Source organism: Streptomyces clavuligerus (assembly GCF_005519465.1).
Lineage (GTDB): Bacteria > Actinomycetota > Actinomycetes > Streptomycetales > Streptomycetaceae > Streptomyces > Streptomyces clavuligerus.
Window position 1 is genome coordinate 4,406,169 of sequence record NZ_CP027858.1, and the last position, 21,889, is coordinate 4,428,057.

Here is a 21,889-nt window from a genome sequence, read left to right on the forward strand (position 1 = left end):
ACCGGACGATGACCACGGTCGGACTTCTCTATCCCGGGCATCTGGCCGAGGAGGACTTCCCCCGGTTGGAGGTGCTGCTCGACAGCGACATCAGGCTGCCACTGGTCCACACCGACCGGACCGAGGACAGCCGCCACGGGGACGCGCTGCGGGAGATGAGCGCGCCGCAGCGGCTCGCGGCGGGCGTGGACGAGCTGCGGCTCGCGGGCGCGGAGTCGGTCGTGTGGGCCTCGGCGGCCGGAGGGTTCGTCCACGGCCCCGAGGGCGCGCACCGGCAGGTCCGGGAGCTGGCGCTGGCGGCGGGGCTCCCCGCGTCCAGTACGGCGTTCGGCTTCGCGCACGCGGCACGGCGGCTGAAGGCGGTCAGAGTGGCGGTGGCGGCGGCCTGGCCGGAGGAGATCCAGGCGTACTGCGCCGCGTTCCTGGCGGCGGAGGGCGTGGAGGTGGTGGCGACGGGCGGCGCCTTGGCCCCGGTGGCCGAGGTCGTGTCCTGGGGCCGGGAGGAGGTGCTCGGCCTGGCCGTCTCCGCCGACCACCCCACCGCCGACGCGGTGCTGCTGCCGGACACGGCCCTGCACACCGCGGCCCATCTGGACGAGCTGGAGGAGCGGCTCGCCAAACCGGTGCTCACCGCCAGTCAGGTCACCGTGTGGGAGGGGCTGCGGCTCGCGGACCGCCGGGCCTGGGCCTTCCATCTGGGCACCCTCTTCGCCCGGCCGGGGCTCTGAGACCCGTACCCGCTTCTGTACCCGCTTCCGTGCCTGCTTCCGTGCCCGTCCGGGCGGTGGCGGGGAACAAAACGGAGACAGCCTCCTGTTGAGTCCGGGTGCAGGGTCCGCGGACGGAGCAGGAGGAGGTCGGGGAGCGTGGCGGAGACGGCCGGCAGGGGCGCGTACGGCACACGGGACGACGGGCGGAGCGGCGGCGGGGACACCCCCGGGGCGCCCTTCCGCCCGTCCGGTGCGCGTGATCACGGCGCGATCGGTACGGCGGGACCACCGGGCGGCGCGGGTGACGGCGGCGCGACTGGAACCGGCGGTACCGGCGGCACCGGCGGCACGGGCGGTACCGGCGCGTTCGGCACCGTCGGCGCGGGTGGCGGCGGTGCGACAGGAGCAGGCGGCGCGATCGGCACCGGCAGCAGCGGCGGCGCGATCAGAGGAGTGGCGCGGGGCGCCTGCCCCGTACCGCTGTCCGTCCTCGACCTGGCCACCGTCGGCGCGGGCCGCACCGCCGCCGACGCCCTGCGCACCAGCGTGCGCCTCGCCCGCCTCGCCGAGTCCCGCGGCTACCACCGCCACTGGCTCGCCGAGCACCACTCCATGCCCGGTGTGGCCTCCTCGTCCCCCGCCGTGATCCTGGCCCATCTGGCCGCCCACACCCGCCGCATCCGGCTCGGCTCCGGCGGTGTGATGCTCCCCAACCACGCGCCCCTGGTGGTCGCCGAGCAGTTCGGCACCCTGGAGGCGCTGGCGCCGGGCCGGATCGACCTCGGGCTCGGCCGGGCGCCCGGTACCGACGGTGCCACCGCCGCCGCGCTGCGCCGCGGCGCACCCGGGGACGGCGCCGAGGACTTCCCCCGCCAACTCGCCGAGCTGGTGCGCTTCCTGGACGACGACTTCCCCGACGGCCATCCGCTCGCCCGCGTCCGCGCCGTCCCCGGACCCGTCCAGGGCGCCGGCTCCCGGCCTCCCGTCTGGCTGCTCGGCTCCTCCGGCTACAGCGCCCGGCTCGCGGGGACGCTCGGGCTGCCCTTCGCCTTCGCCCACCACTTCTCCGCGCAGAACACCCTGCCCGCGCTCGACCTCTACCGGGAGTCGTTCCGTCCCTCGGCCGTGCTGGACTCCCCGTACGCCCTGATCGGCGTGGCCGCGCTCGCCGCCGACAGCGGACGCGAGGCCCGCCGCCAGGTCCGCACAGGGGCGCTCTCCATGCTGCGGCTGCGCACCGGCCGCCCCGGGCCGATCCCGACCCCCGAGGAGGCGGAGCGGTACCCGTACACCGCCGCCGAGCGGGAGTTCGTCGCCCACTGGCTGGCGAACGTGGTCCACGGCACCCCCGACGAGGTCCGGTCCGGCCTGGAGGACCTGCGCAAACGGACCGACGCCGACGAACTCATGCTCACGGCCAACGTGCACGGGAACGAGGCGCGGCTGCGCTCGTACGAGCTGATCGCCGACGCCTGCGGTCTGCCCAGGGATGAGGCATCCGCTGTGGTTTATGACTGAACGGTTCCTATGGCTTGTTCAACATTCCCTTAACCGGCCCTTAAGCCGCTTGTCACCGCTGGTGGCAGGCGGCTTACTGGTGTGCGCACGGCGGTGACGAGCACTTTCTCGAATGAATTGGTCTAGTCCTGGTTTGGTCGAGACCATTGACGCGAGCATGGCTGGATCGCTATCTGTTGCTACACCACTGCATCAACTCCTGTCGCAGTACCCCCGTTTCCCCCACACGGAGGCTGTTCGTGAGCTCCCGCAGAACCTTGATCGCGGCCCTGACCACCGCGGCGCTCGCCGCCGGTGGTCTGGCCTCAGTCGCCGCCACCAGCGGCACGGCCAACGCCTCGGCCCCGCAGACCACTGCCGCCGCCGCCCCCACCACCGGCGGTGTGAAGATCGCGTACTACGACCAGTGGAGCGTGTACGGGAACGCCTTCTACCCCAAGCACCTGGACACCCGGGGCATCGCGGGGAAGCTGGACATCATCAACTACTCGTTCGGCAACATCCACCCGACCGAGCTGACCTGCTTCCAGGCGAACAAGGCGGCGGGGGACGACAACAACCCCAACGCCGGTGACGGCGCGGGCGACTCGTACGCCGACTACCAGCGCACCTTCAACGCCGAGACCAGCGTCGACGGCGTCGCGGACCGCTGGGACCAGCCGATCGCCGGTCTCTTCAACCAGTTCCGGAAGCTCAAGGTCAAGTACCCCAAGCTGAAGATCAATATCTCGCTGGGCGGCTGGACCTACTCGAAGTACTTCCATGACGCGGCGAAGACCGACGCCAGCCGGAAGAAGTTCGTCTCCTCCTGTATCAACCAGTACCTCAAGGGCGATCTGCCGGTCGCCGACGGCTTCGGCGGGCCCGGCTCGGCCGCGGGCGTCTTCGACGGCATCGACATCGACTGGGAGTACCCCGGCTCCAACGGCGGCCACCTCGGCAACCACTACGGACCCGAGGACAAGGCCAACTTCACCCTGCTCCTCGCCGAGTTCCGCAAGCAGCTCGATGTGTACGGGGCGGCCAACGGCGGCAAGAAGTACCTGCTGACCGCGGCCATGCCGGCGGGTCAGGACAAGATCAAGCACATCGAGACGGACAAGGTGGGCGCGTACCTCGACTACGCGAACATCATGACCTACGACATGCACGGCTCCTGGCGGACCACCGGCCCGACGTACCACCAGTCGCCGCTGTACTCCCCGGCGTCCGACCCGACCGACCCGATCGCCCCGGGCACCGAGAAGTACTCGATCGACAACGCGGTCAAGGCGTGGATCGACGGCAGCCCCGCCTACAACATCGCGGGCGGCTTCCCGGCGAAGAAGATCACGCTCGGGTACGAGATGTACTACCGCGGCTGGAAGAACGTCCCGGCCGGAGCGAAGAACGGACTGGGTCAGTCCGCGAACGGCGGCAGCGCCCCGCGTCCGCTGAGCCAGGCGGCGGGCATCGCCAACTACAAGGAGCTGGGCGGGATCGTCGACAACCCGGCGACCACGTTCTGGGACGACGAGGCCAAGGCCGCCTACTTCTACAAGAACGGCGAGTTCTTCACCGGTCTGGACAAGCGGGCCATCCAGGCCCGTGCCTCCTACGCCCACCAGCGCGGCCTCGGCGGCGCGATGATGTACTCGCTGATCGGCCTGGACGACAGGACGACGCTGCTCAACGACATCGTCGCGGCGGTCGGACCGTCCCCGGTGGAGCCGGGTCCGAACCCGACGCCGACCCCCACGCCGACCCCGACTCCCACCCCCACTCCCACCCCCACCCCGACTCCCACGCCGAGCCCCGGTTGCACCGCGGCGGCCTGGGCGGCGAGCGGCACGTACAACACCAACGCGCTCGTGTCGCACAAGGGCCGGGTCTGGAAGGCCGGCTGGTGGACGCAGGGCGAGGAGCCCGGCACCACCGGACAGTGGGGCGTCTGGCGCGACCAGGGTCCCTGCTGACCGCACCGCACGGCTGCGCCACCGGGCAGCCGCGCCACTGAACCACTCACCCGCGCACCGGGTCCCCGCCGGGTCCGGCCCCACACGGCCGGCGGGGACCAGGTGACCCCCCACACCGCCGCCCCCGGCCGGAAGCCACCCCTTCCGCCCGGGGGCGGCCTCCATTCCACCGGGAGGCCGCCCGCCGGACGGGAGCGGCGGACTCAGGCCGACAGCGGTGCGTCGATCAGCTCCCCGATCCGGTCCGGCGGCACCGCCCGCGAGTACAGCCAGCCCTGACCGGTGTCGCAGCCGATCCGCCGGAGCCGGGCGGCCTGCCCCGAGGTCTCCACGCACTCGGCCGTCACCGTCAGCCCCAGCCGGTGCGCGAGCTGCACCATCGCCTCGACGATCGTCTCGTCCGCCGGGTTGGGGTGCGCCTCGTCCTGGAACCCGCGGACGAACGACCCGTCCAGCTTCAGCACCGACACCGGCAGCCTGCTGAGATACGCCAGGTTGGAGTAGCCGGTCCCGAAGTCGTCGATGGCGATCTGGACCCCCATGTCACTGAGGGCCTGGAGCGCCTGGAGCGGCCGGCCCGCCGAGCCCATGACGGCCGACTCGGTCAGCTCCAGTTGCAGCAGCCGCGGCGCGAGCCCGGTCTCCGCCAGGATCTCCGCCACGTCCGCCACCAGGTCCGAGTCCCAGACCTGCCGGACGGCGACATTGACGCTCACGAACAGCGGCGGCGCGTGCGGATGGTCCCGCTGCCACTGCCGGGCCTGACGGCAGGCGGTGCGCAGCACCCAGCGGCCGAGCTGGACGATCGAGCCGTCCTCCTCGGCGATACCGACGAACCGATTCGGCGTCAGGGTGCCGAACTCGGGGTGGTTCCAGCGCACCAGCGCCTCGACCCCCCGGGTCACCCCGTCCGCGAGCCCCACCAGCGGCTGGTACTCCAGCGCGAACTCGCCGCGCTCCACGGCGGGCCGCAGGGTGGAGGAGAGGGCCTGCCGGGTCACCCGGTGGGCGTTGCGCTCCGGGTCGAAGAGGGTCCAGCGGGCCTTGCCGTCCTCCTTGGCCCAGTAGAGCGTGGTGTCGGCCGCCTGCATCAGCCCGGTGGCGGTGGTGCCCGCGACGGCGCGCTCCACCACCCCGATCGACGCCGACACCGACAGCCGCTGCCCGTCTAGGTCGAACGGCCGCTGGAGCGCGTCGAGCACGGTCCGGGCGACCTCGGTGACCTGCTCGGTCCCGGTGGACTCCTCCACCAGGACGGCGAACTCGTCGCCGCCGAGCCGCGCCACCAGATGGCCGTCGCCGGTGCACTCCGTCAGCCGTTCGGCCACCGCCACCAGCAGCCGGTCCCCGATCCGGTGCCCCAGGGTGTCGTTGATCGCCTTGAAGCCGTCCAGATCGAGGTAGCAGAGCCCGATCCGGCCGGTGGAGCCGTGGTCGTACGCGGAGGACTCCAGCGCCGCCGTCAGCCGTTCGAAGAACAGCGCGCGGTTGGGCAGCCGGGTCACCGCGTCGTGCATCTGGAGGTGGCGCAGCCGGGCCCGCAGCTCGCGCCGCTCCCCGACGTCGGTGACGGAGAGCACGGCGCCGGGGCCGCCCTTCAGCGGGGCCACGGCCACCTCCGCCCACAGGACGCTGCCGTCGGAGTGCTTGAGCCGCCGGGTGCAGCGGAACCGGGACCGCCGCCCGCGCAGCACCTCGCGGTACGCGTGCCAGGCGTGGCGGTCGGACGCCAGGTCGAGCAGGTCGGCGGCGGGCCGGGCGCGCAGGGCCGCGGGCTCTCCGCCGATCAGCGCGGCGAAGGCCGGGTTGGCGTGGACGACCGAGCCCTCGGGGTCGAGGAGGGCCAGGGCGGCGGGGGCCGAGGCGAACGCGGACCGGTAGTCGACCTGCCCAAAGCGGCGGTGGCCGCCCGCTCGGGCGAGGCGGCCGTCACGCTCCGCTATCGCCTGCCGGGTCCCGCCGGGGGCCTCGGTGTCCGTGGGCCCTGCTCCATCGGTGGTTGCTCTCACCGCTCACTCCCGCAGTGCAGTGGTCTCGTACAGGGTTGTACAGCTCGTACAGGCGCGTACAGATGTGGTCGCGAAGGGTCGGGGACTTGGGCAAAGAGGTCGGGAAAGTGTGCCGATCATAGGGGCTGCCCCAGGGGCGTTCCAGCTCCGCCACTTGGGTGCGGTCCGTCCGGGGTCCCCGGACGATCGTTTCTGCGCGGGTCTTTGCCGAGGTCGTTTCCGAGATGAACGGTTGTGACATTCCGTGACTCTTCGGAGTGTCGGCGCAACGGGGGACAGGGCCGGATCGGTCACCCGAGTGGGGCACCGGAACAGGGCGTATATCACCAAACATCGACAAAGTGGTTGCGATGTCGTCCCAACCGGAGCCGGAGGTCCACGTGGCGGGTCAGCAGTCACCCTCGGGAACACCCGAGGGGGTGGACGGCGGGACCCGGTGCGACGGCGACCCGGGGGGTTGCGGCTGCGAAGACGGCGGCCGGTACGGCGGCGGTGGCGCGGACGGCGGCAAGGGCGGCGGCGGGCGGCCCCGGCGCGGCGGCCCCGGCGCGGGCTCCGCCGGCGGGTCGGGTGACGGGTCGGGTGACAGGCCGGGGGGCGGGCCGTCCGGACCCGGGGAGCGGGGGCGGCTGCGCAGTGCCGCCGCCGCCTGCACCTCCCTCATGGCGCTGGTCGCCACCTCCCTGGTCGCGGGCCCCGCCGTCGCCAAGGACGCCGTCTCCCCCTGCGCCCTGCCCCGGACCTCGGCCCATCACTCCCTGGGCCTGGACACCTGGAACCCGGCCTACCCCCGTCCCGTGCGCGCGCTCGACGCGGTCATGGTCTTCCTCTCCTTCCCGGACGCCGAGCCGCACCACACCCCGGAGCGGCTCGCCGCCGACCACTTCCCCGCCACCAGCGGTTTCTTCGAACGCTCCTCGTACGGGCGGTTCTCGCTGCGGCCCCATCCGCTGCGCCGCTGGGTGGAGATGCCGAAGGAGTCCACCGCGTACGGGATAAGCCGCGACTGGGACGCCGAGCGGCGCGGTTCCTATCTGCGGGACGCCTTCGCCGCCGCCGACGCCGCCGTCGACTTCTCCCGTTACGACATCGTCTATCTCGTGGCCGACCCCGACGCCCCCGGTGTGGACTCCGACGCCACCAAGGTCGTCAACTTCGACCGCCCGCCCCGGGTCGACGGCGTCGGGATCAGACGGGTCGTGACGGTCTTCGAACGCCATCCGCCCGACCGCAATGTCCTGGCCCACGAGACCGGGCATGTCTTCGATCTGCCGGACCTGTACCACCGGCCCGTCGACGGCAGGGGCGACTGGGACACCCATGTCGGCGACTGGGACGTCATGGGCAGCCAGTTCGGCATGGCCCCCGACCTCTTCGGCTGGCACAAGTGGAAGCTGGGCTGGCTGGACGGGCGGGCCGTGCGCTGTGTGACCGGGCCGGAGCTGATCACCCTGGAGCCGATCGCCGCGCCCGCCCCGGGCGGCGGCCTCGGGACCCGGCTGGCCGTCGTCCGCACCGGCCCCGGCTCCGCGCTCGCCGTCGAGGCGCGCGGCGCGGTCGGCAACGACGACGGGCTGTGCACGGAGGGGGTGCTGATCTACCGCGTACGGTCGGACGCCGCGTCGGGCTCCGGGCCCGTGGAGGTGGTGGACACCCACCCGGGGAGCGAGGCGTGCTGGGACCGCTCCGTCTATCCGGAGCTGGCGGACGCGCCCCTGGGGGTGGGGGAGACCGTCACCCTGGCCGAGGAGCGCGTCCGGGTGGAGGTGACCGATCGCACCCCCTCCGGCGCCTGGACGGTGCGCATCCGCAGCGCCGACGACACGCCGCGATGACCTCGCCGGAACCGCGAAAAGGCCCCCTCGCCTGGGCGAGGGGGCCTTTTCCGTCGGTGCGCCGCCAGGGACTCGAACCCCGGACCCGCTGATTAAGAGTCAGCTGCTCTAACCAACTGAGCTAGCGGCGCCTGCTGACGTCGTAGACATTAGCACCCTGGTCGGCATGGAGAAAAATCGATCCACGGGCCTCCGGGGAGGCGGCGGCGCGGGCCGCCCGGACACAGGCCCACAGCAGCACCTCGGGGCCGGGGAGCCAGGGGTGCCGGGCGTCGGGCGCGAGCAGCCAGCGGGAGCCCGGGGTGCCGGCGTCCGCCGGGGAGACCGGCGGCACGGTGATCGCGTCACCGGGCCCGTGGCACAGCAGCGGCGGCACGCTCTGGCCCCACTCCTCCCAGCCCAGCAGGGCGGGCAGCCGGGCGGCGGTGCCCGGCGCGGCGAAGACCAGCGTCCGGCCGCGGTGGCAGGCGACGGGCCCCGAGCCGGGGCCCTCGGCCCAGAGCTGGTCCAGCATCTGGCGGCCGAAGACGGAGACCACGCTGACGACGTCGAAGACGGAGCCGCAGGGGAGCGCGGCGGGGGCCTCGGGGTCGGCCTCCCAGAGGGCGAGCAGGGCACGGGGATACGTTCCTGCCGAGGCCAGCCACTGGATGCCAGGGCCGGTCGGCTCGCCCGCCCGCGGCTCCCGTCCGGGCCGCCTGCCGGGGCCGCCGGGGCCGCGTCCGCCCGCGTCCCGTCCCCCGCCGCTCGTTCCCCGGCCGTCGCCCGCTCCCCGGGTGCCGCTGCCCGCCGGGGCCCAGATGCTCATCGCTCTCGGTGCGCTCATACCCATAGATCTACCGTGAGTGATCACGTGATAGCTCAGGGTTGGGGAATTCCGTGACAGCGGCCCCCCGGACCCGGTATCGTGCCCGCCCCGCATATGCCGGGGGCGGGAAACGGGTGGCAAACGGGCGCGGCATGCGCGGCCCCCGGCCGCGACGGGCGCCGGGCCGGCCCGCCGCGACCGGGCGGGGCGGGGCGGGGCCGTCGCGGTGCCGGTGCACAGGCCCGAGCGCGGCGGCCGGGCCGCCGCACGGTCCGGGCATGCCGCGCCGGGCCCATGGTCCTGTTGCGGGCCGCCGTGCCGGGCGGGTCCTCGCGGGGCCTGGCCCGCGTCCCGAGGGGCGGCGGCGGTCGCCGGTACGGTTCCGGCCCGCCGGGCCCGCGCGGTCCTTCCTGCCGCGAGCGGCCGCGCTCGGGCCCATGGTCCTGCTGTGGGCCGCGTGGTGCTGCTGCGGGCCGCCGCGCCGGGCGGTGGTCGCCGGTAGGGCTCGTTCCGGCACGCCGTGGGCCGCGTGGTCGCGTCGCGGGCCGCAGCGCCGGAGCAGCACGGCCCGCAGCCCGCAGCCCGCGCGCCCGGGCCGTGCGGCCCTTCCTACTGCGGGACGCCGCCGTCCCGGATCAGGCCCCGCCCGAACTCGATCATCTTCCGGGCGTAGTCCTCGGTCCACCCCGCCCGGTCGGCGATGTCGCGGGCCGTCAGCCGGTCGAACCGGCGCGGATCACCGAGCTGTGCCGCCGCCAGCGCCTGGAACTCCGTGGCCCGGTCCGCGGCGGCCCGGAAGGCGAGCGTCAGCTCCGTGGCCCGGGACAGCAGCTCCCGGGGGTCCTCCATCGACTCCAGGTCGAAGAAGTGCTCGGGGTCGGCCACCGCCTCCGAGGGCTCGAAGAGCAGGGGCGCGGGCCGCATCCTGGGCGCGGGCTGCTGGGGTTCCACCATGTGCTGCTTCCTCCTCGCACGGGGTCCACCGGCTCTTCCGGACCGCCCTCCATTGTCCAGCCCCGCGCAAGGGGGCGCGGCCCGCTGCGCCCACCAGGCCCGGACCCCGCCGGACGCGGTCCCGCGTCCCGGTCACCCGCGTCCGCTCCCCGCCGCCCTCCCCGGACGTTCCGGCCGCCGGACATCGGGAACAGGACATCGGGAACAGGACGTCGGCGTCCGGCACCCGGTGTCAGTGCTCCGCCCCGCCCTCCAGATGGGCGACGTCGTTCCAGTGGTCGACGGAGGGCTCCCCGTACGCCCAGCCCAGCACCGACAGCGAGGCCGGGTTCAGCTTCAGCCGGGCCGCGAAGGACGGGTCGAACGAGAGCCAGCGCGCCGCCAGCACCCGCAGGATGTGGCCGTGCGCGAAGACCAGGACGTCCCGGTCGGCCTCCTTGGCCCAGGCGATGACCTCGTCGGCGCGCGCGCCCACCTCGGCCAGCGCCTCCCCGTCGCGCACCCCGTCCCGCCAGATCAGCCAGTCGGGGCCCGCCTGCTTCCGGATCTCCGGCGGGGTCAGCCCCTCGTACGCCCCGTAGTCCCACTCCATCAGCGCGTCCCAGGACGTCGCCCGCTCCCCGAAACCGGCGAGCGCGCAGGTCTGTGCCGCCCGCGCCAGCGGGCTGGTCCGCACCTCCACGTCCGGCAGCCCCGACCAGGGGGCCCGCCGCAGCCGTTCGCCCAGCAGCCCGGCCCCGCGCCGCCCCTCCTCCAGGAGCGGGATGTCCGTCCTGCCGGTGTGCCTGCCCAGCAGGGACCATGCGGTCTGTCCATGCCGGACGAGCAGGATGCGCGGTGCCATATCGCGGCCTCCGTAGGTAATCAGTGCAGGTGATCGCGGTCCATCATCGCTCAGGCCCCGATCAGGCAACCTGTGGGACGCTCTCTGCGTCCCTAGCCTGCGTCGGGTGAGTCGGGCCCCCTGGCGGGACGGCGCCTCGAAACACCGTACGGTTGACCGGTGGCCGCCGACCGACGGAAGACCGCGCCACCACAAGACACAACCAGGGGGAGAAACCGCTCGGATGCCCCACCTCGCACCCGGTCATCGGCCCCGCTGGTGGACCGAACTGACCCTCATAGCCGTCGTCTACGTCGCCTACTCGGCGGGACGGCTGCTCGCCCGCGGCGACGTGACCACCGCCGTGGACCACGGACTCGCGATACTCAGGGCCGAAAGGGCCCTCTACCTGGATTTCGAGACCCCGCTCAACGACCTCTTCACCTCGACCCCGGCGATCGGCATACCCGCCGACTTCTTCTACGCCTCACTGCATTACGCCGTCACCCCCGTGGTGCTGATCTGGCTCTTCCGCAGCCACGCCGTGCGCTATCGCGCCGCCCGCACCTGGTTGATGGTCTCCACCCTGCTGGGCCTGGTGGGCTTCACCCTGATGCCGACCTGTCCGCCCCGGCTGCTGGACGCGAAGCACGGATTCGTCGACACCATGGCGCAGTACAGCTCGTACGGCTGGTGGGGCGCCGAGGCCAGCGCGCCGCGCGGCATGGGGAACCTCACCAATCAGTACGCGGCGATGCCGAGCCTCCATGTGGGCTGGGCGCTGTGGTGCGGCGTGATCATGTGGAAGTACGGGCGCGGCCCGGTGATGCGCACCCTCGCCGTCGCCTATCCGCTGCTCACCGTGATCGTGGTCATGGGCACCGCGAACCACTACTTCCTCGACGCGGTGGCGGGAGCCGCCGTGATGGGGATCGGTCTGCTGCTGACGAAGCCCGCGACGCGGCTGGCCGACCGGGTGCTCCAGCGCGTCGGGGCGGGGCGCGCGGCGGCCGGCGCGACCGGTGCCGCGACGGGCCGGACGGTGAACGGAACAACGCGTTCCGACGTGGTCGCCCCCTCGGCGGCCGACCGGAGCGGCGGGGAGCCGGGGGTGAAGACCCCGGGGGAGTCCCCGATTGTCGGTGCCGAATGCCAGACTGCCCCGGGTGAGCGAATCCCTGGACAGCGGACCACCTCCGCAGGCACCCCCTCCGCAGGCGCCGACGACACCACTCCGGCAGCGGCTCGCTGAACTGCGCGGCCCCGCCGTCCGCCCGCGCCCGCTGGACGCCCGGTCGCTGGCCGCCCTCGCGGCCAACCCCGGCTGCTCCCGGCGGGCACTGCTGGACGGCGCCGGGATCGACAAGGCGGCGCTGGCCGCGGCCCTCGGCTCGCCCGCGGCCCACGGCCAGTCGCAGTTCGCCTTCATGCGGGGGAACGCGTTCGAGGCGCGGGTGACCTCCGACGGCGGCGCCGAGCTGATGCGGCTGCTGGGGGTGGAGAGCGGCCGGTTCCGGGTGCCCGAGCTGACGGCGGCGGGCCCCGAGGGACGGGCCGCGCGCACCTCGCTGGCGCTGCGGGAGGCCGTCGCCGACGGCGGCTGGAGCCTGCTGCGCCACCCCATGCTGATGCTGGAGGTCGCGGGCTCGCCCGCCTATCTGGAACCCGACGCGGTCGTCGTCCACCCCGACGGCCGGTGGACCGTCGTCGAGATCAAGTCCTTCCCGATGATCGACGGTGCCGCCGACCCCGCCAAGGTGGGGTCGGCCGCCCGGCAGGCCGCCGTCTACGTGCTGGCGCTGGAACGGGTCGCCGCGCACGTCCCCGGCGCCGAGGCGGGCACCGATGTCCTGCTCGTCTGCCCCAAGGACTTCTCCAACCTGCCCACCGGCTCCTGGGTGGACGTCCGCAAGCAGCGTGCCGTCACCGCGCGGCAGCTCCGCAGGCTGACCCGGATCGAGGACATCGCGGCGGCGCTCCCCCAGGGCTGCACCTTCGACCCGGAGCGCCCCGCCGAAGAGCTGACCGCCGCCGTGGAGGCCGTCACCGCCGTCTACGCGCCCGACTGCCTCGCCTCCTGCGAACTCGCCTTCCACTGCCGGGAACGGGCCAGGGACGAGGGCGGTGTGACGGCGCTCGGCCGGTCCGTCCGGGGCGAGCTGGGCGGGCTCACCACCGTCGGCGAGGTGCTGGCGGCGGCCCGGGGCGAGAGCGGCGACCCCGCCGACCCCGCCGTCGTGGCCCTCCGCCGGGCCGCCGCACTGCGCGCCGAGGCCCTGGACCGCTCCCGCCCGACCCTCCCGGGAGCCCGCCGCCCCGCGGCACCCGGAGCCCGCGCGGAGGCCGTCCCGGAGGGCGACGCCCACGGGTACGCCGGGGACACCGGCCGTGCCGGTGACACCGGCTGTGCCGAGCACGCCGGGGACGACGCGGGGCGCACGGTAGACGTTGGGCGTGCCGTGGACGTCGGGTGTGCCGGAGACGCCGGAGACGCCGCCGGACGCACCGGTGACCCCGGCTGTGCCGAGCATGCCAGGGACGGCGCGGGGCGCACGGCGGACGTCGGCCATGCCGTGGACGTCGGACGTACCGGTGGCCCCGGATACGTCGCGGACGCCGACTGCGTCGGGTGTGCCCGGGACGGTCTCGTACAGGTCGCGGATACCGTTCACGGCGGGGATGTCGGACGCACCGGGGACACCGGCTGTGCCGAGCATGCCGGGGATGGCGCGGGCTGCACGGTGGACGTTGGGCGTGCCGTGGACGTCGGGTGTGCCGCTGAGCCCGGGCACGCTGCGGACGCCGACCGTGCCGGGTGTGCCCGGGACGATGCGGGGCGCACTGTGGATACCGGCCACGCCGTGGACGTCGGACGCACCGGTGGCCCCGGATACGCCGAGCACGCCGGGTATGCCCGGGAGGGCGCCGACCGTGCCCGGGACGGTGTCGGACGCGTCGCGGATACCGTTCATGCCGGAGACGCCGGACGCACTGGTGACGCCGGCCGTGCCGAACACGCCAGGGACGGCGCGGGGCGCACGGCGGACGTCGGACGTACCGGTGGCCCCGGATACGTCGCGGACACGGGCCCCGTCGGACACGCCCGGGACGATGTCCGGCGCGCCGCGTACCCCGTTCACGCCGCGGACCCCGCGGACCCCGCGGCCCCCGCCGCCGCCGAGGAAGAGTCCGGACCATGTCGTTGATCTCCACACTGGCACGGCTGGAGGCCGTCGAGTCCGGCCGGGCGCAGCCGCTGGCCACCGTGCGCCACCGCCACATCGGCGAACGGCCCCTGGTGCTCGTCCCGCTGACCACCGCCGGGGAGGCGGGCGCCCCGCTCGGCGCGCTCGTCGGCACCGACCGGGAGCGGCCCGTGCTGCTGACCGTGGCCCAGCCGCGCGACCGCGAACTCCGCTTCGCCTTCCTCGCGGCGCTGGCCGACACGGTCCTCCCGTACATCGAGAGCCACGCCGCCGCTGTCGAAGCGGTCGAACGGATGGAGACGGACCCCGCCACCGGCAGACGCGCACGGGTCGAGACGGAGCTGTGCGCGGACGCGCCCCAGATCGTCGTCCCCGGCCGGGCCGCGATCGGGTTCGTCCAACTGCTCGGCCGCTCCATGCGGTTCCGCCGCACCGCCGAGCAGGACCCCGACGCGCCCTACCCCGCGCCCCCGTACGTCCCGCTGCTCGGCCGCTGGCTCACCCACTACGGTGAGCGCGCCCGTGTCCCCGGCTCCTCGCTGCTGCTCGCCGCGACCGATCTGCTGGGGCGGCACTGGGCCACCGGCCAGTCCTCGGTGGAGGACCAGCACCTGGGCGCGCTGCTCGCCTGGATCGACCCGCCGGACGGCCGCTCCGGTGCCGAGGCCGCGCTGTGGGCGGAGACGGCCCGGGACGCGCATGGGCAGCTCCTGTGCCCGCCCGCGGGACCCGCGACCGACCCCGCGTTCGACAACAAGGTCCTGGCCCCGGCCGTCGAGGCGTACGACCGTGCCCGGCAGGCACTGGCGGCGGCCGAGGACGGCGCGGCGGCCGACGAGCGGCTCGGCCTGCTCACCGCGGCCGAGCGGGAGATCGGGGCCGTGCTCCGCTCCCAGCTCGAACCCACCTGGCGGGCGGTCTGGCACGCGCTGGACCTGCTGCGGGAGCTGCCGGAGGGCGCCAGGGTCGCCGACCGCTGGACCCGTGACCGCTGGTCGTTCACGGCCCACCGGGACCGGGTACGGGCCGGTGAGCCGCCCCAGCCCCGCCGGGACGACGCGGTGACCGCCGCACGCAAACTGGCCGTGCGCGAGAGCGCGCAGGCCCGCCTGGACGCGCAGGAGGCGCTGGACGACCCGCTGGTGCTCGCGGGCCGCAGGCTGGCGGGGGAGGCGTTCGCGGCGGAGGTCACCGAGGTGGCGATGGCGTGGACGGAGTCGAAGCGGCCCGCGCCCCGGCCGCTGCTGACGCTCCGCACCGACGACACCGTCCCGGCGGCCGAGGGACTGAAGGTGTACCGCTGCCTCGACGGCCGTCAGCAGTCGGCGGAGCTGGTACGCCAGGAGGCCGACAGCGACGGCTCCGTACTCGTCCTCCGTCTCCTCGACCGGATGGGCCGCGCCAGGGACCCGGCGGAGGGCACCGTTCCCGAGAAGGGCGACCGGATCGTCTGGACCCTGTTCGAGCACGACGCGCGGGGCGGGCCGAAGCTGCCGGAGCCGGAGGAGACGCCGTGGACCCACGGCGGCCCGCCGGACACGGCGGCGGAGAGCCCGGACCCGGTGACCCCGGAGGACCTGCTGTGACCGAGACCGTCGTCGATCCCGCCGACTCCGGCCGTGCCACCTCCGGCCCGGCCGCCTTCGACCCGGCGGCGGCAGCAGCCGAGGCCACCGAGCGCATCCTCGCCGCCACCCTGCACGGGGACCACCGGGGGGTGGTCGTCGACTCGCCGCCCGGCGCGGGCAAGTCGACGCTGGTGGTGCGCGCGGCCCGGGAACTGGCCGCGACCGGCCGCCGACTGATGATCGTCGCCCAGACCAACGCCCAGGTGGACGATCTGGTGCTCCGGCTCGCCCGGCAGGAGCCCGAGCTGCCGGTGGGGCGGCTGCACAGCAGCGACGCCGACCCCTACGACAAGGCGCTGGACGCGCTGCCGCAGGTGCGGACCTCGGCGAAGGCGGCGGACCTCGGGGACCTGGACGTCGTCGTCTCGACGGCCGCGAAGTGGGCGCATGTGCGGGGCGTCGAACCCTGGCGGCACGCGATCGTGGACGAGGCGTACCAGATGCGCTCGGACGCCCTCCTCGCGGTCGCGGGCCTCTTCGAACGGGCGCTGTTCGTGGGGGACCCGGGGCAGCTCGACCCGTTCTCGATCGTGGGCGCCGAGCAGTGGGCGGGGCTGTCGTACGACCCCTCCGCGAGCGCGGTCTCGACGCTGCTGGCGCACAACCCGGAGCTGCCGCAGCTACGGCTGCCGGTCTCCTGGCGGCTGCCGCACTCCGCGGCGGACCTGGTGTCGAGCGCGTTCTATCCGTACACCCCCTTCCGCAGCGGCACGGGGCCCGAGGACCGGAGACTGAGCTTCGGGGTGGGGTCGGACGGGTCCGCGTACGACCGCGTCCTGGACGAGGCCGCGGAGTCGGGCTGGGGCCTGCTGGAGCTGCCGCCCCGGCACACCCCGCGCACCGACCCCGAGGCGGTCCGCGCGGTCGCGCTGGTCGTCCGGCGGCTGCTCGACCGCGGGGGAGCGGCGACGAGCACCGCGCACTCCGCGCCGACCCCCGTCACCGCCGACCGGGTCGCCGTCGGCACCGCCCACCGCGACCAGGCGGCGGCGGTCCGCGCGGCCCTGCTGGAGCTGGGCGTCACCGGGGTCACGGTGGACACCGCCAACCGCCTCCAGGGCCGCGAGTTCGACGTCACCGTCGTCCTCCACCCCCTCTCCGGCCGCCCCGACGCCACCGCCTTCCACCTGGAGACCGGCCGCCTCTGCGTCCTGACCTCCCGCCACCGCAACGCCTGCGTCGTCGTCTGCCGCGCGGGCGTCGCCGACCTCCTCGACGACCACCCCTCGACCGAACCGGTCCAGCTCGGCGTCACCGTCAAGTTCCCCGACGGGTGGGAGGCGATGATGGCGACGTGGGACCGGTGGTCGGGGCATCGGGTGGTGTGGCGGCGGTGAGGTGTGCGGTGTTGTCGTGGGCTGCTCCGCCGGGTGGTCTCGGAGGTGTGCGCGGTGGGTCCGCCGGTGTGGGTGGGCTGTGGGCGCGGCGGCCTGGGGCGGGGTCCGGGTCTGTGGGGCCGGACGGAGTCCGGCGTGCCGCCGGAGGCGGCGATCGGGTACGGCCCCCGACGGGTGGGAGGCGATGATGGCGACGTGGGACCGGTGGTCGGGGCATCGGGTGGTGTGGCGGCGGTGAGGTGTGCGGTGTTGTTGTGAGCTGTTCCGCCGGGTGGTCTCGGGGGTGTGCGCGGTGGGTCCGCCGGGTGGGGTGCGGGGTGCGGCGGGGGTGAGGTGTGCGCCGTCGGGTCCTGGGGGGGCGGGCGCGGGGCGGGGGCCGGTGGTGGCCCTGGGGTGTGCGCCGTCGGGGTGAGCGGTGCCGGGACATGCCTTCGTCCGGGCGGGGCGGGCCGTAGCCCTTGACGGGGACGGGCGTTGAACCCTTCGGGCACGCGCACCGTGCTCCCTGTCGAGTGACGAGAGGATTCCCGTGATGGAGGTCGGCATGGAGACCAGCGTCGGCGGCGTCCGGACGACGCCCGCGGCACGCGCCATGACCAGGGCACCGCGCACCACCGCTGTCACCGCGCTCTCCGTTCCGGCGCCGCGGCCCGCCACCCAGCCCACCACCGCGCGCAGACTGCCCACCCCGGACAGCAGCGCCCCGCCGGCCGGGTGGCGGCCGGGCCGCTGCGACCTGGTGACCGTCCCCACCCGGCAAGGGCTCGAAGCCGTCGACATCCTGCGCCGCACCACCGCCGCGCCCATGGGCCCCGTGCTCCACGACGGTCCCCACGACACCCTCGCCTTCCTGGTGCCGCCCGGCACCGCCGACGCCTGGGACCTGCCGGGCAGCGCCTGCACCCGGACCAGGGGCGGAGGCGCCCGGCCCCTCACGGAGCCCCCGGTGCGCGGCTGCGGCTGGCTGCTGCCGCCCGGCGAGGGCGAGGCGGGCCGCGTCACCGACCCGGTGGTCCTCCGCAGGGCACTGGGCGAGGCGGCCCGTCTGATCGAGGCCGCCGACAACCACCGCTAGGCCATGTCGACAACCGTCCCTGGCCACCCCGGCACGCGCCCCGCAGCCGCTCGCCCCGGCGGCCCGGGGGCGCCCCCGCCCGTCACATACGCCCCACCCGGCACACAACCCCCACCCCCGCCGATAATGGCCCCATGGCGAAGAGCAAGCGGCGGCACTCCGACGGGTCCGGCGGCAGACCCGAACCCGTCGTCGCGCCCGTGGACGGCGGGACGGCGGAGCTGATACCCGACCCCGACCGCCCCCGGGGCTGGACCCTGTATCTCGACTCCGCCCCGCAGTCCCACGTGGACCTCGACGACCCGGGCCGCCTCACCTTCGCCTACCAGCGCCGCATCGGCCACGCCGTCGACCTCGCCGCCCCGGCGGGCCGCCCCCTGCACGCGGTGCACCTCGGCGGCGGCGCCTTCACCCTCGCCCGGTACATCGCGGCCGGCCGCCCCCGCTCCACCCAGCAGATCGTGGAGGTGGACGCGGCCCTGGTACGGCTGGTCCGGGAGCGGCTGCCGCTCGACCCGAACGCCAGGATCCGGGTCCGTTCCCTCGACGCCCGCGCCGGGCTCGCCAAGATCCCCGACTGCTGGGCCGACGTGATCATCGCGGATGTGTTCAGCGGCGCCCGGACCCCCGCCCATCTCACCAGCGCGGAGTTCCTGGCCGAGGTCCGCCGGGTCCTGGCACCCGGCGGCCAGTACCTGGCCAATCTCGCCGACGGCCCCCCGCTGGCCCATGTGCGCGCCCAAGTGGCCACCGCGGCGACCGTCTTCCCCGAACTCGCGCTCGCCGCCGACCCGGCGGTGCTGCGCGGCAAGCGGTTCGGCAACGCCGTCCTGGTGGCGTCGGACGCCCCGCTGCCGCTCGCCGAGCTGACCCGGCGGGTCGCGGGCGATCCACACCCCGGACGGGTCGAACACGGCCGTGCGCTCCTCGACTTCACCGGTGGCGCGGCCGTCGTCACCGACGACAGCGCCCGGCCCTCGCCCGCCCCGCCGCCCGCCGTCTTCGACCGCGGCTGACACCCGGCCGCGGGGCGCGGCCACGGGAGCGGGGGGAGCGCTCAGCGCCGGTAGAACTCCACCGTGGGCGCGACATCCGGGTGCCAGCTACAGAAGACCGACTCCTCCCGGCCGTCCTTGGTGAACGCCACCCGGATCATCCACTCCTGCTTCCAGACCTGCATCCGCCAGCCCGGGTTGGGCGTCGCGAACGCCAGCTCCGCCGACCTCTCCTTCATGTCGAAGACCACCCGCCCGCCCTCCACGGTGTACGCCTTCGCCCCGGGCCCGCCCTCCTCGGGGGACGCCGGGGCGGTCGCCGACGCCAGCGGGCTCTGCCCGCCGTCCGCCGGGGTCGGGCCCGTCGGCTTCCCCGTCGGCCCGCCCGCCGCGGACGCCGACCCGGACACCCGCGAGGACCCCGTACCCGTACCCGTACCTGTGCCGTCCGAGGTCCCGGTGGCATCGGTCCGCACCGGCTTCCGGTGCGGACTCGGCAGCGGTCGCATCGTCGAGGACGCCTGCGGCTCGGGCCGGTCCTCGCCCGCGTCGTCGGAGTCCTCGTCGGTGTCCCTGTTGAACGGCAGCGCCCGAGGACGGTCGTACGCGGTCCCGGACATGACCGTGTGCACACCCCACCAGGACAGGGTCACCGCCGCTCCGGTGGCCATCGTCCACGCCATAGCATGTACAAGTCCTCTACGCATCCGCCCCATAGTGCACCACGCCCCCCTCATCTGTCCCTGACAGGATCGGGCAGTTCCGGATTCCGGTCGAGTCCCGTCAAGGGGCGACCGGGGTACTCCGAATGGCGTACGGTGCGGCCCATGGCACGAGTGCTCGTGGTTGAGGACGATCAGTTCGTACGCTCCGCCCTCATCCGGCATCTGACGGAGGCGTCCCACACGGTCCGCAGCGTCGGCACGGCTCTGGAGGCGCTGCGGGAGGTGGCTCATTTCCGGTTCGACGTGGTGATTCTCGATCTCGGGCTGCCCGACCTGGACGGCTCCGAGGCGTTGAAGATGCTCCGGGGCATCACCGATGTCCCCGTGATCATCGCGACCGCCCGGGACGACGAGGCGGAGATCGTCCGGCTGCTCAACGACGGTGCCGACGACTACCTCACGAAACCTTTCTCCGTGGAACACCTCTCCGCCCGGATGGCGGCCGTCCTGCGCCGTTCCCGGGGCAACGGCGGCCAGGCGCCGCCCCCCAGGGTGCTGCGCGTCGGCGGCCTCGCCATCGACCCCCTGCGCCGGCAGGCCGAACTCGACGGCGTGCCACTGGACCTGACCCGGCGTGAATTCGATCTGCTGACCTTCCTCGCCGGGCGGCCCGGCGTGGTCGTCGCCCGCCGGGAGCTGCTGGCGGAGGTCTGGCAGCAGAGCTACGGCGACGACCAGACCATCGACGTCCATCTGAGCTGGCTGCGGCGGAAGCTCGGTGAGACGGCGGCCCGGCCGCGCTATCTGCACACCCTCCGCGGAGTCGGCGTCAAGCTCGAACCGCCGGACGGCTCCCCCACCGGACCCCCCCGAGGACAGCACCGATGAGATGGGCCCTGGTCAAGGTCTGCCTGGCCGTCACCGCGATGGTCGTGGTGGCGTTCGCCGTACCCCTGGGGCTGGTCATCAAGGAGATGGCCCGGGACCGCGCCTTCACCAACGCGGAACGCCACGCCGCCACCATCGGCCCCGCCCTGTCCATCACCGACGACCGGGCCAAGCTGGAACTGGCCGTGAAGTCCGCCCCGGCGTGGGTGCACGGACGGCTCGCGGTGCACATCCCTTCCGTCGTCCCGGACGGCGTCCCCATCGAGATCGGCTCCCCCCGGGTCTCGGACGCCGACCTGGCCCGCGTCCAGGGCCACTCCTCCGAGGGCGCCACCCTGGAGGTGGAGGACGGCTGGGCACTGGTCCAGCCCACCGGCATCAGCACCGGGCAGATCGCGCTCGTCGAGGTGTTCATCCCCGACGACGAGGTCTCCCGCGGCGTCACCACCGCCTGGCTGGTGCTCGCGGGCGTCGGCGTCGCCCTGATCGTGGGCTCGGTGGCCGTCGCCGACCGGCTCGGGATACGGATGGTCCAGCCCGCCCAGCGGCTCGCGGGCGCCGCGCACGAACTGGGCGAGGGCAGACTCGGGGCACGGGTCCCCGAGGAGGGACCGCCGGAGCTGCGCTCGGCCGCGATCGCCTTCAACGCCATGGCCGACCAGGTGGTCCAACTCCTCGCCAACGAACGGGAACTGGCCGCCGACCTCTCCCACCGGCTCCGCACCCCGCTGACCGTGCTGCGGCTGAACGCCGCGTCCCTGGGCGAGAGCCCGGCGGCCGAACAGACCCGGGCGGCCGTCGAACAACTGGAGCGCGAGGTCGACATCATCATCCGCACCGCCCGCGAGGCCAAGCCGCAGACCACGGCCGCGGGCCCCGGGGCCGGCTGCGATGTCTCCGAGGTGGTCCGCGAACGCATGGACTTCTGGTCCGCGCTCGCGGAGGACGAGGGCCGCAAGGTCCGGGTGGCGGGCGTCGACCGCCCCGTCCGCATCCCGGTGGCCCGCCCCGAACTGGTCGCCGCGCTCGACGCGCTCCTCGGCAATGTGTTCCGGCACACCCCCGAGGGCACCGCCTTCTCGGTCGACGTCCACAACGGCGACGATGCGGTGATCATCCTGGTCTCCGACGCGGGGCAGGGGATCGCCGACCCCGAGGCGGCGATGGCCCGCGGCCTGAGCAACGGCCGGGACGGCTCCACCGGGCTCGGCCTGGACATCGTCCGCCGGGTCGCGGAGTCCACCGGCGGAGACGTCCGCATAGGGCGCTCGGTCCTCGGCGGCACGGAAGTCCGCGTCTGGCTGGGCCTGGACCTCCGCACCGACACCACCCCCGACCGCCGCCGCGGCCACCGCACCCGGGTCCTGAACTGAGGGGCGCCGCTTTTTTGTGGCTCGGTTCGCCTCCGGGGCGCTGAAGCGTGCGCCGACGGTCGACCGTGCTCGGTTCCTCGTTCCTCGGAACCTCCGCGCGCTCTCCACTT

General features: G+C 74.3%; 16 protein-coding genes, 1 tRNA gene and 1 pseudogene. 12 read left to right on the top strand and 6 right to left on the bottom strand.

What is annotated here, in order from left to right; all coding sequences use genetic code 11:
• Positions 1-8: 8 nt before the first annotated feature.
• From CRV15_RS18595 to CRV15_RS18605, 3 genes are all read left to right on the top strand, one after another.
• Entirely contained in the window at positions 9-728 is a 720-nt protein-coding gene (locus CRV15_RS18595) for a maleate cis-trans isomerase family protein (RefSeq protein WP_029182933.1), read from the top strand.
• A 435-nt stretch (positions 729-1,163) separates the two neighbouring features.
• The gene (locus CRV15_RS18600) at positions 1,164-2,228 is read left to right on the top strand and encodes an LLM class flavin-dependent oxidoreductase (RefSeq protein ID WP_003960591.1); all 1,065 of its coding nucleotides are present in this window, start codon (positions 1,164-1,166) and stop codon (positions 2,226-2,228) included.
• Positions 2,229-2,467: 239 nt separating this feature from the next.
• On the top strand, positions 2,468-4,183 hold the full coding sequence (locus CRV15_RS18605) for a glycosyl hydrolase family 18 protein (RefSeq protein WP_009996269.1): 1,716 nt from the start codon (positions 2,468-2,470) through the stop codon (positions 4,181-4,183).
• 203 nt (positions 4,184-4,386) lie between these two features.
• Here the strand turns inward: CRV15_RS18605 and CRV15_RS18610 are convergent, their stop codons facing one another.
• Complete coding sequence (locus CRV15_RS18610; RefSeq protein WP_003960589.1) at positions 4,387-6,192, bottom strand: putative bifunctional diguanylate cyclase/phosphodiesterase; 1,806 nt, start codon at positions 6,190-6,192, stop codon at positions 4,387-4,389.
• Between the two features lie 350 nt (positions 6,193-6,542).
• On the opposite strand from CRV15_RS18610, the gene CRV15_RS18615 reads away from it, so the two are divergent.
• Positions 6,543-8,027 (top strand): M6 family metalloprotease domain-containing protein, encoded by a 1,485-nt coding sequence (locus CRV15_RS18615; protein WP_003960588.1) that lies wholly within the window; start codon positions 6,543-6,545, stop codon positions 8,025-8,027.
• Between the two features lie 57 nt (positions 8,028-8,084).
• On the opposite strand, the gene CRV15_RS18620 is transcribed toward CRV15_RS18615, so the two are convergent.
• The 4 genes from CRV15_RS18620 to CRV15_RS18635 all read right to left on the bottom strand — a co-directional run bounded on the left by CRV15_RS18620 (position 8,085) and on the right by CRV15_RS18635 (position 10,633).
• Positions 8,085-8,158: transfer RNA gene (locus CRV15_RS18620), tRNA-Lys, on the bottom strand.
• The gene (locus CRV15_RS18625; RefSeq protein WP_003960587.1) at positions 8,149-8,835 is read right to left on the bottom strand and encodes a bifunctional DNA primase/polymerase; all 687 of its coding nucleotides are present in this window, start codon (positions 8,833-8,835) and stop codon (positions 8,149-8,151) included. Before CRV15_RS18625 ends, CRV15_RS18620 begins: the two co-directional genes overlap by 10 nt.
• Before the next feature lie 609 nt (positions 8,836-9,444).
• The gene (locus CRV15_RS18630; RefSeq protein ID WP_003960586.1) at positions 9,445-9,789 is read right to left on the bottom strand and encodes a hypothetical protein; all 345 of its coding nucleotides are present in this window, start codon (positions 9,787-9,789) and stop codon (positions 9,445-9,447) included.
• A 232-nt stretch (positions 9,790-10,021) separates the two neighbouring features.
• The gene (locus tag CRV15_RS18635) at positions 10,022-10,633 is read right to left on the bottom strand and encodes a histidine phosphatase family protein (protein ID WP_003960585.1); all 612 of its coding nucleotides are present in this window, start codon (positions 10,631-10,633) and stop codon (positions 10,022-10,024) included.
• 223 nt (positions 10,634-10,856) lie between these two features.
• Between CRV15_RS18635 and CRV15_RS18640 the strand changes: the two genes are divergently transcribed.
• The 6 genes and pseudogenes from CRV15_RS18640 to CRV15_RS18665 all read left to right on the top strand — a co-directional run bounded on the left by CRV15_RS18640 (position 10,857) and on the right by CRV15_RS18665 (position 18,874).
• Complete coding sequence (locus CRV15_RS18640; RefSeq protein WP_003960584.1) at positions 10,857-11,864, top strand: phosphatase PAP2 family protein; 1,008 nt, start codon at positions 10,857-10,859, stop codon at positions 11,862-11,864.
• Positions 11,779-12,894: pseudogene (locus CRV15_RS36785) on the top strand (hypothetical protein); the annotation flags it as partial. The gene CRV15_RS18640 and the pseudogene CRV15_RS36785, both read left to right, overlap by 86 nt.
• A 914-nt stretch (positions 12,895-13,808) precedes the next feature.
• Positions 13,809-15,404, top strand: coding sequence for a hypothetical protein (locus CRV15_RS18650; RefSeq protein ID WP_003960581.1), 1,596 nt, complete (start codon positions 13,809-13,811; stop codon positions 15,402-15,404).
• The gene (locus CRV15_RS18655; RefSeq protein ID WP_003960580.1) at positions 15,401-16,783 is read left to right on the top strand and encodes an AAA domain-containing protein; all 1,383 of its coding nucleotides are present in this window, start codon (positions 15,401-15,403) and stop codon (positions 16,781-16,783) included. Before CRV15_RS18650 ends, CRV15_RS18655 begins: the two co-directional genes overlap by 4 nt.
• 544 nt (positions 16,784-17,327) lie before the next feature.
• Positions 17,328-17,858, top strand: coding sequence for a hypothetical protein (locus CRV15_RS18660; RefSeq protein ID WP_230864123.1), 531 nt, complete (start codon positions 17,328-17,330; stop codon positions 17,856-17,858).
• A gap of 134 nt (positions 17,859-17,992) precedes the next feature.
• The gene (locus CRV15_RS18665) at positions 17,993-18,874 is read left to right on the top strand and encodes a spermidine synthase (RefSeq protein WP_003958169.1); all 882 of its coding nucleotides are present in this window, start codon (positions 17,993-17,995) and stop codon (positions 18,872-18,874) included.
• 41 nt (positions 18,875-18,915) lie between these two features.
• Here CRV15_RS18665 and CRV15_RS18670 read toward each other — a convergent pair whose 3' ends face one another.
• Entirely contained in the window at positions 18,916-19,536 is a 621-nt protein-coding gene (locus CRV15_RS18670) for a hypothetical protein (protein WP_003958170.1), read from the bottom strand.
• Positions 19,537-19,680: 144 nt separating this feature from the next.
• Here CRV15_RS18670 and CRV15_RS18675 point away from each other — a divergent pair, with 144 nt between their 5' ends.
• Complete coding sequence (locus tag CRV15_RS18675; protein WP_003960577.1) at positions 19,681-20,406, top strand: response regulator transcription factor; 726 nt, start codon at positions 19,681-19,683, stop codon at positions 20,404-20,406.
• Positions 20,403-21,779 (top strand): sensor histidine kinase, encoded by a 1,377-nt coding sequence (locus CRV15_RS18680; protein ID WP_003958172.1) that lies wholly within the window; start codon positions 20,403-20,405, stop codon positions 21,777-21,779. The genes CRV15_RS18675 and CRV15_RS18680 overlap by 4 nt, the downstream gene beginning before the upstream one ends.
• The last annotated feature ends 110 nt before the right edge of the window (positions 21,780-21,889 follow it).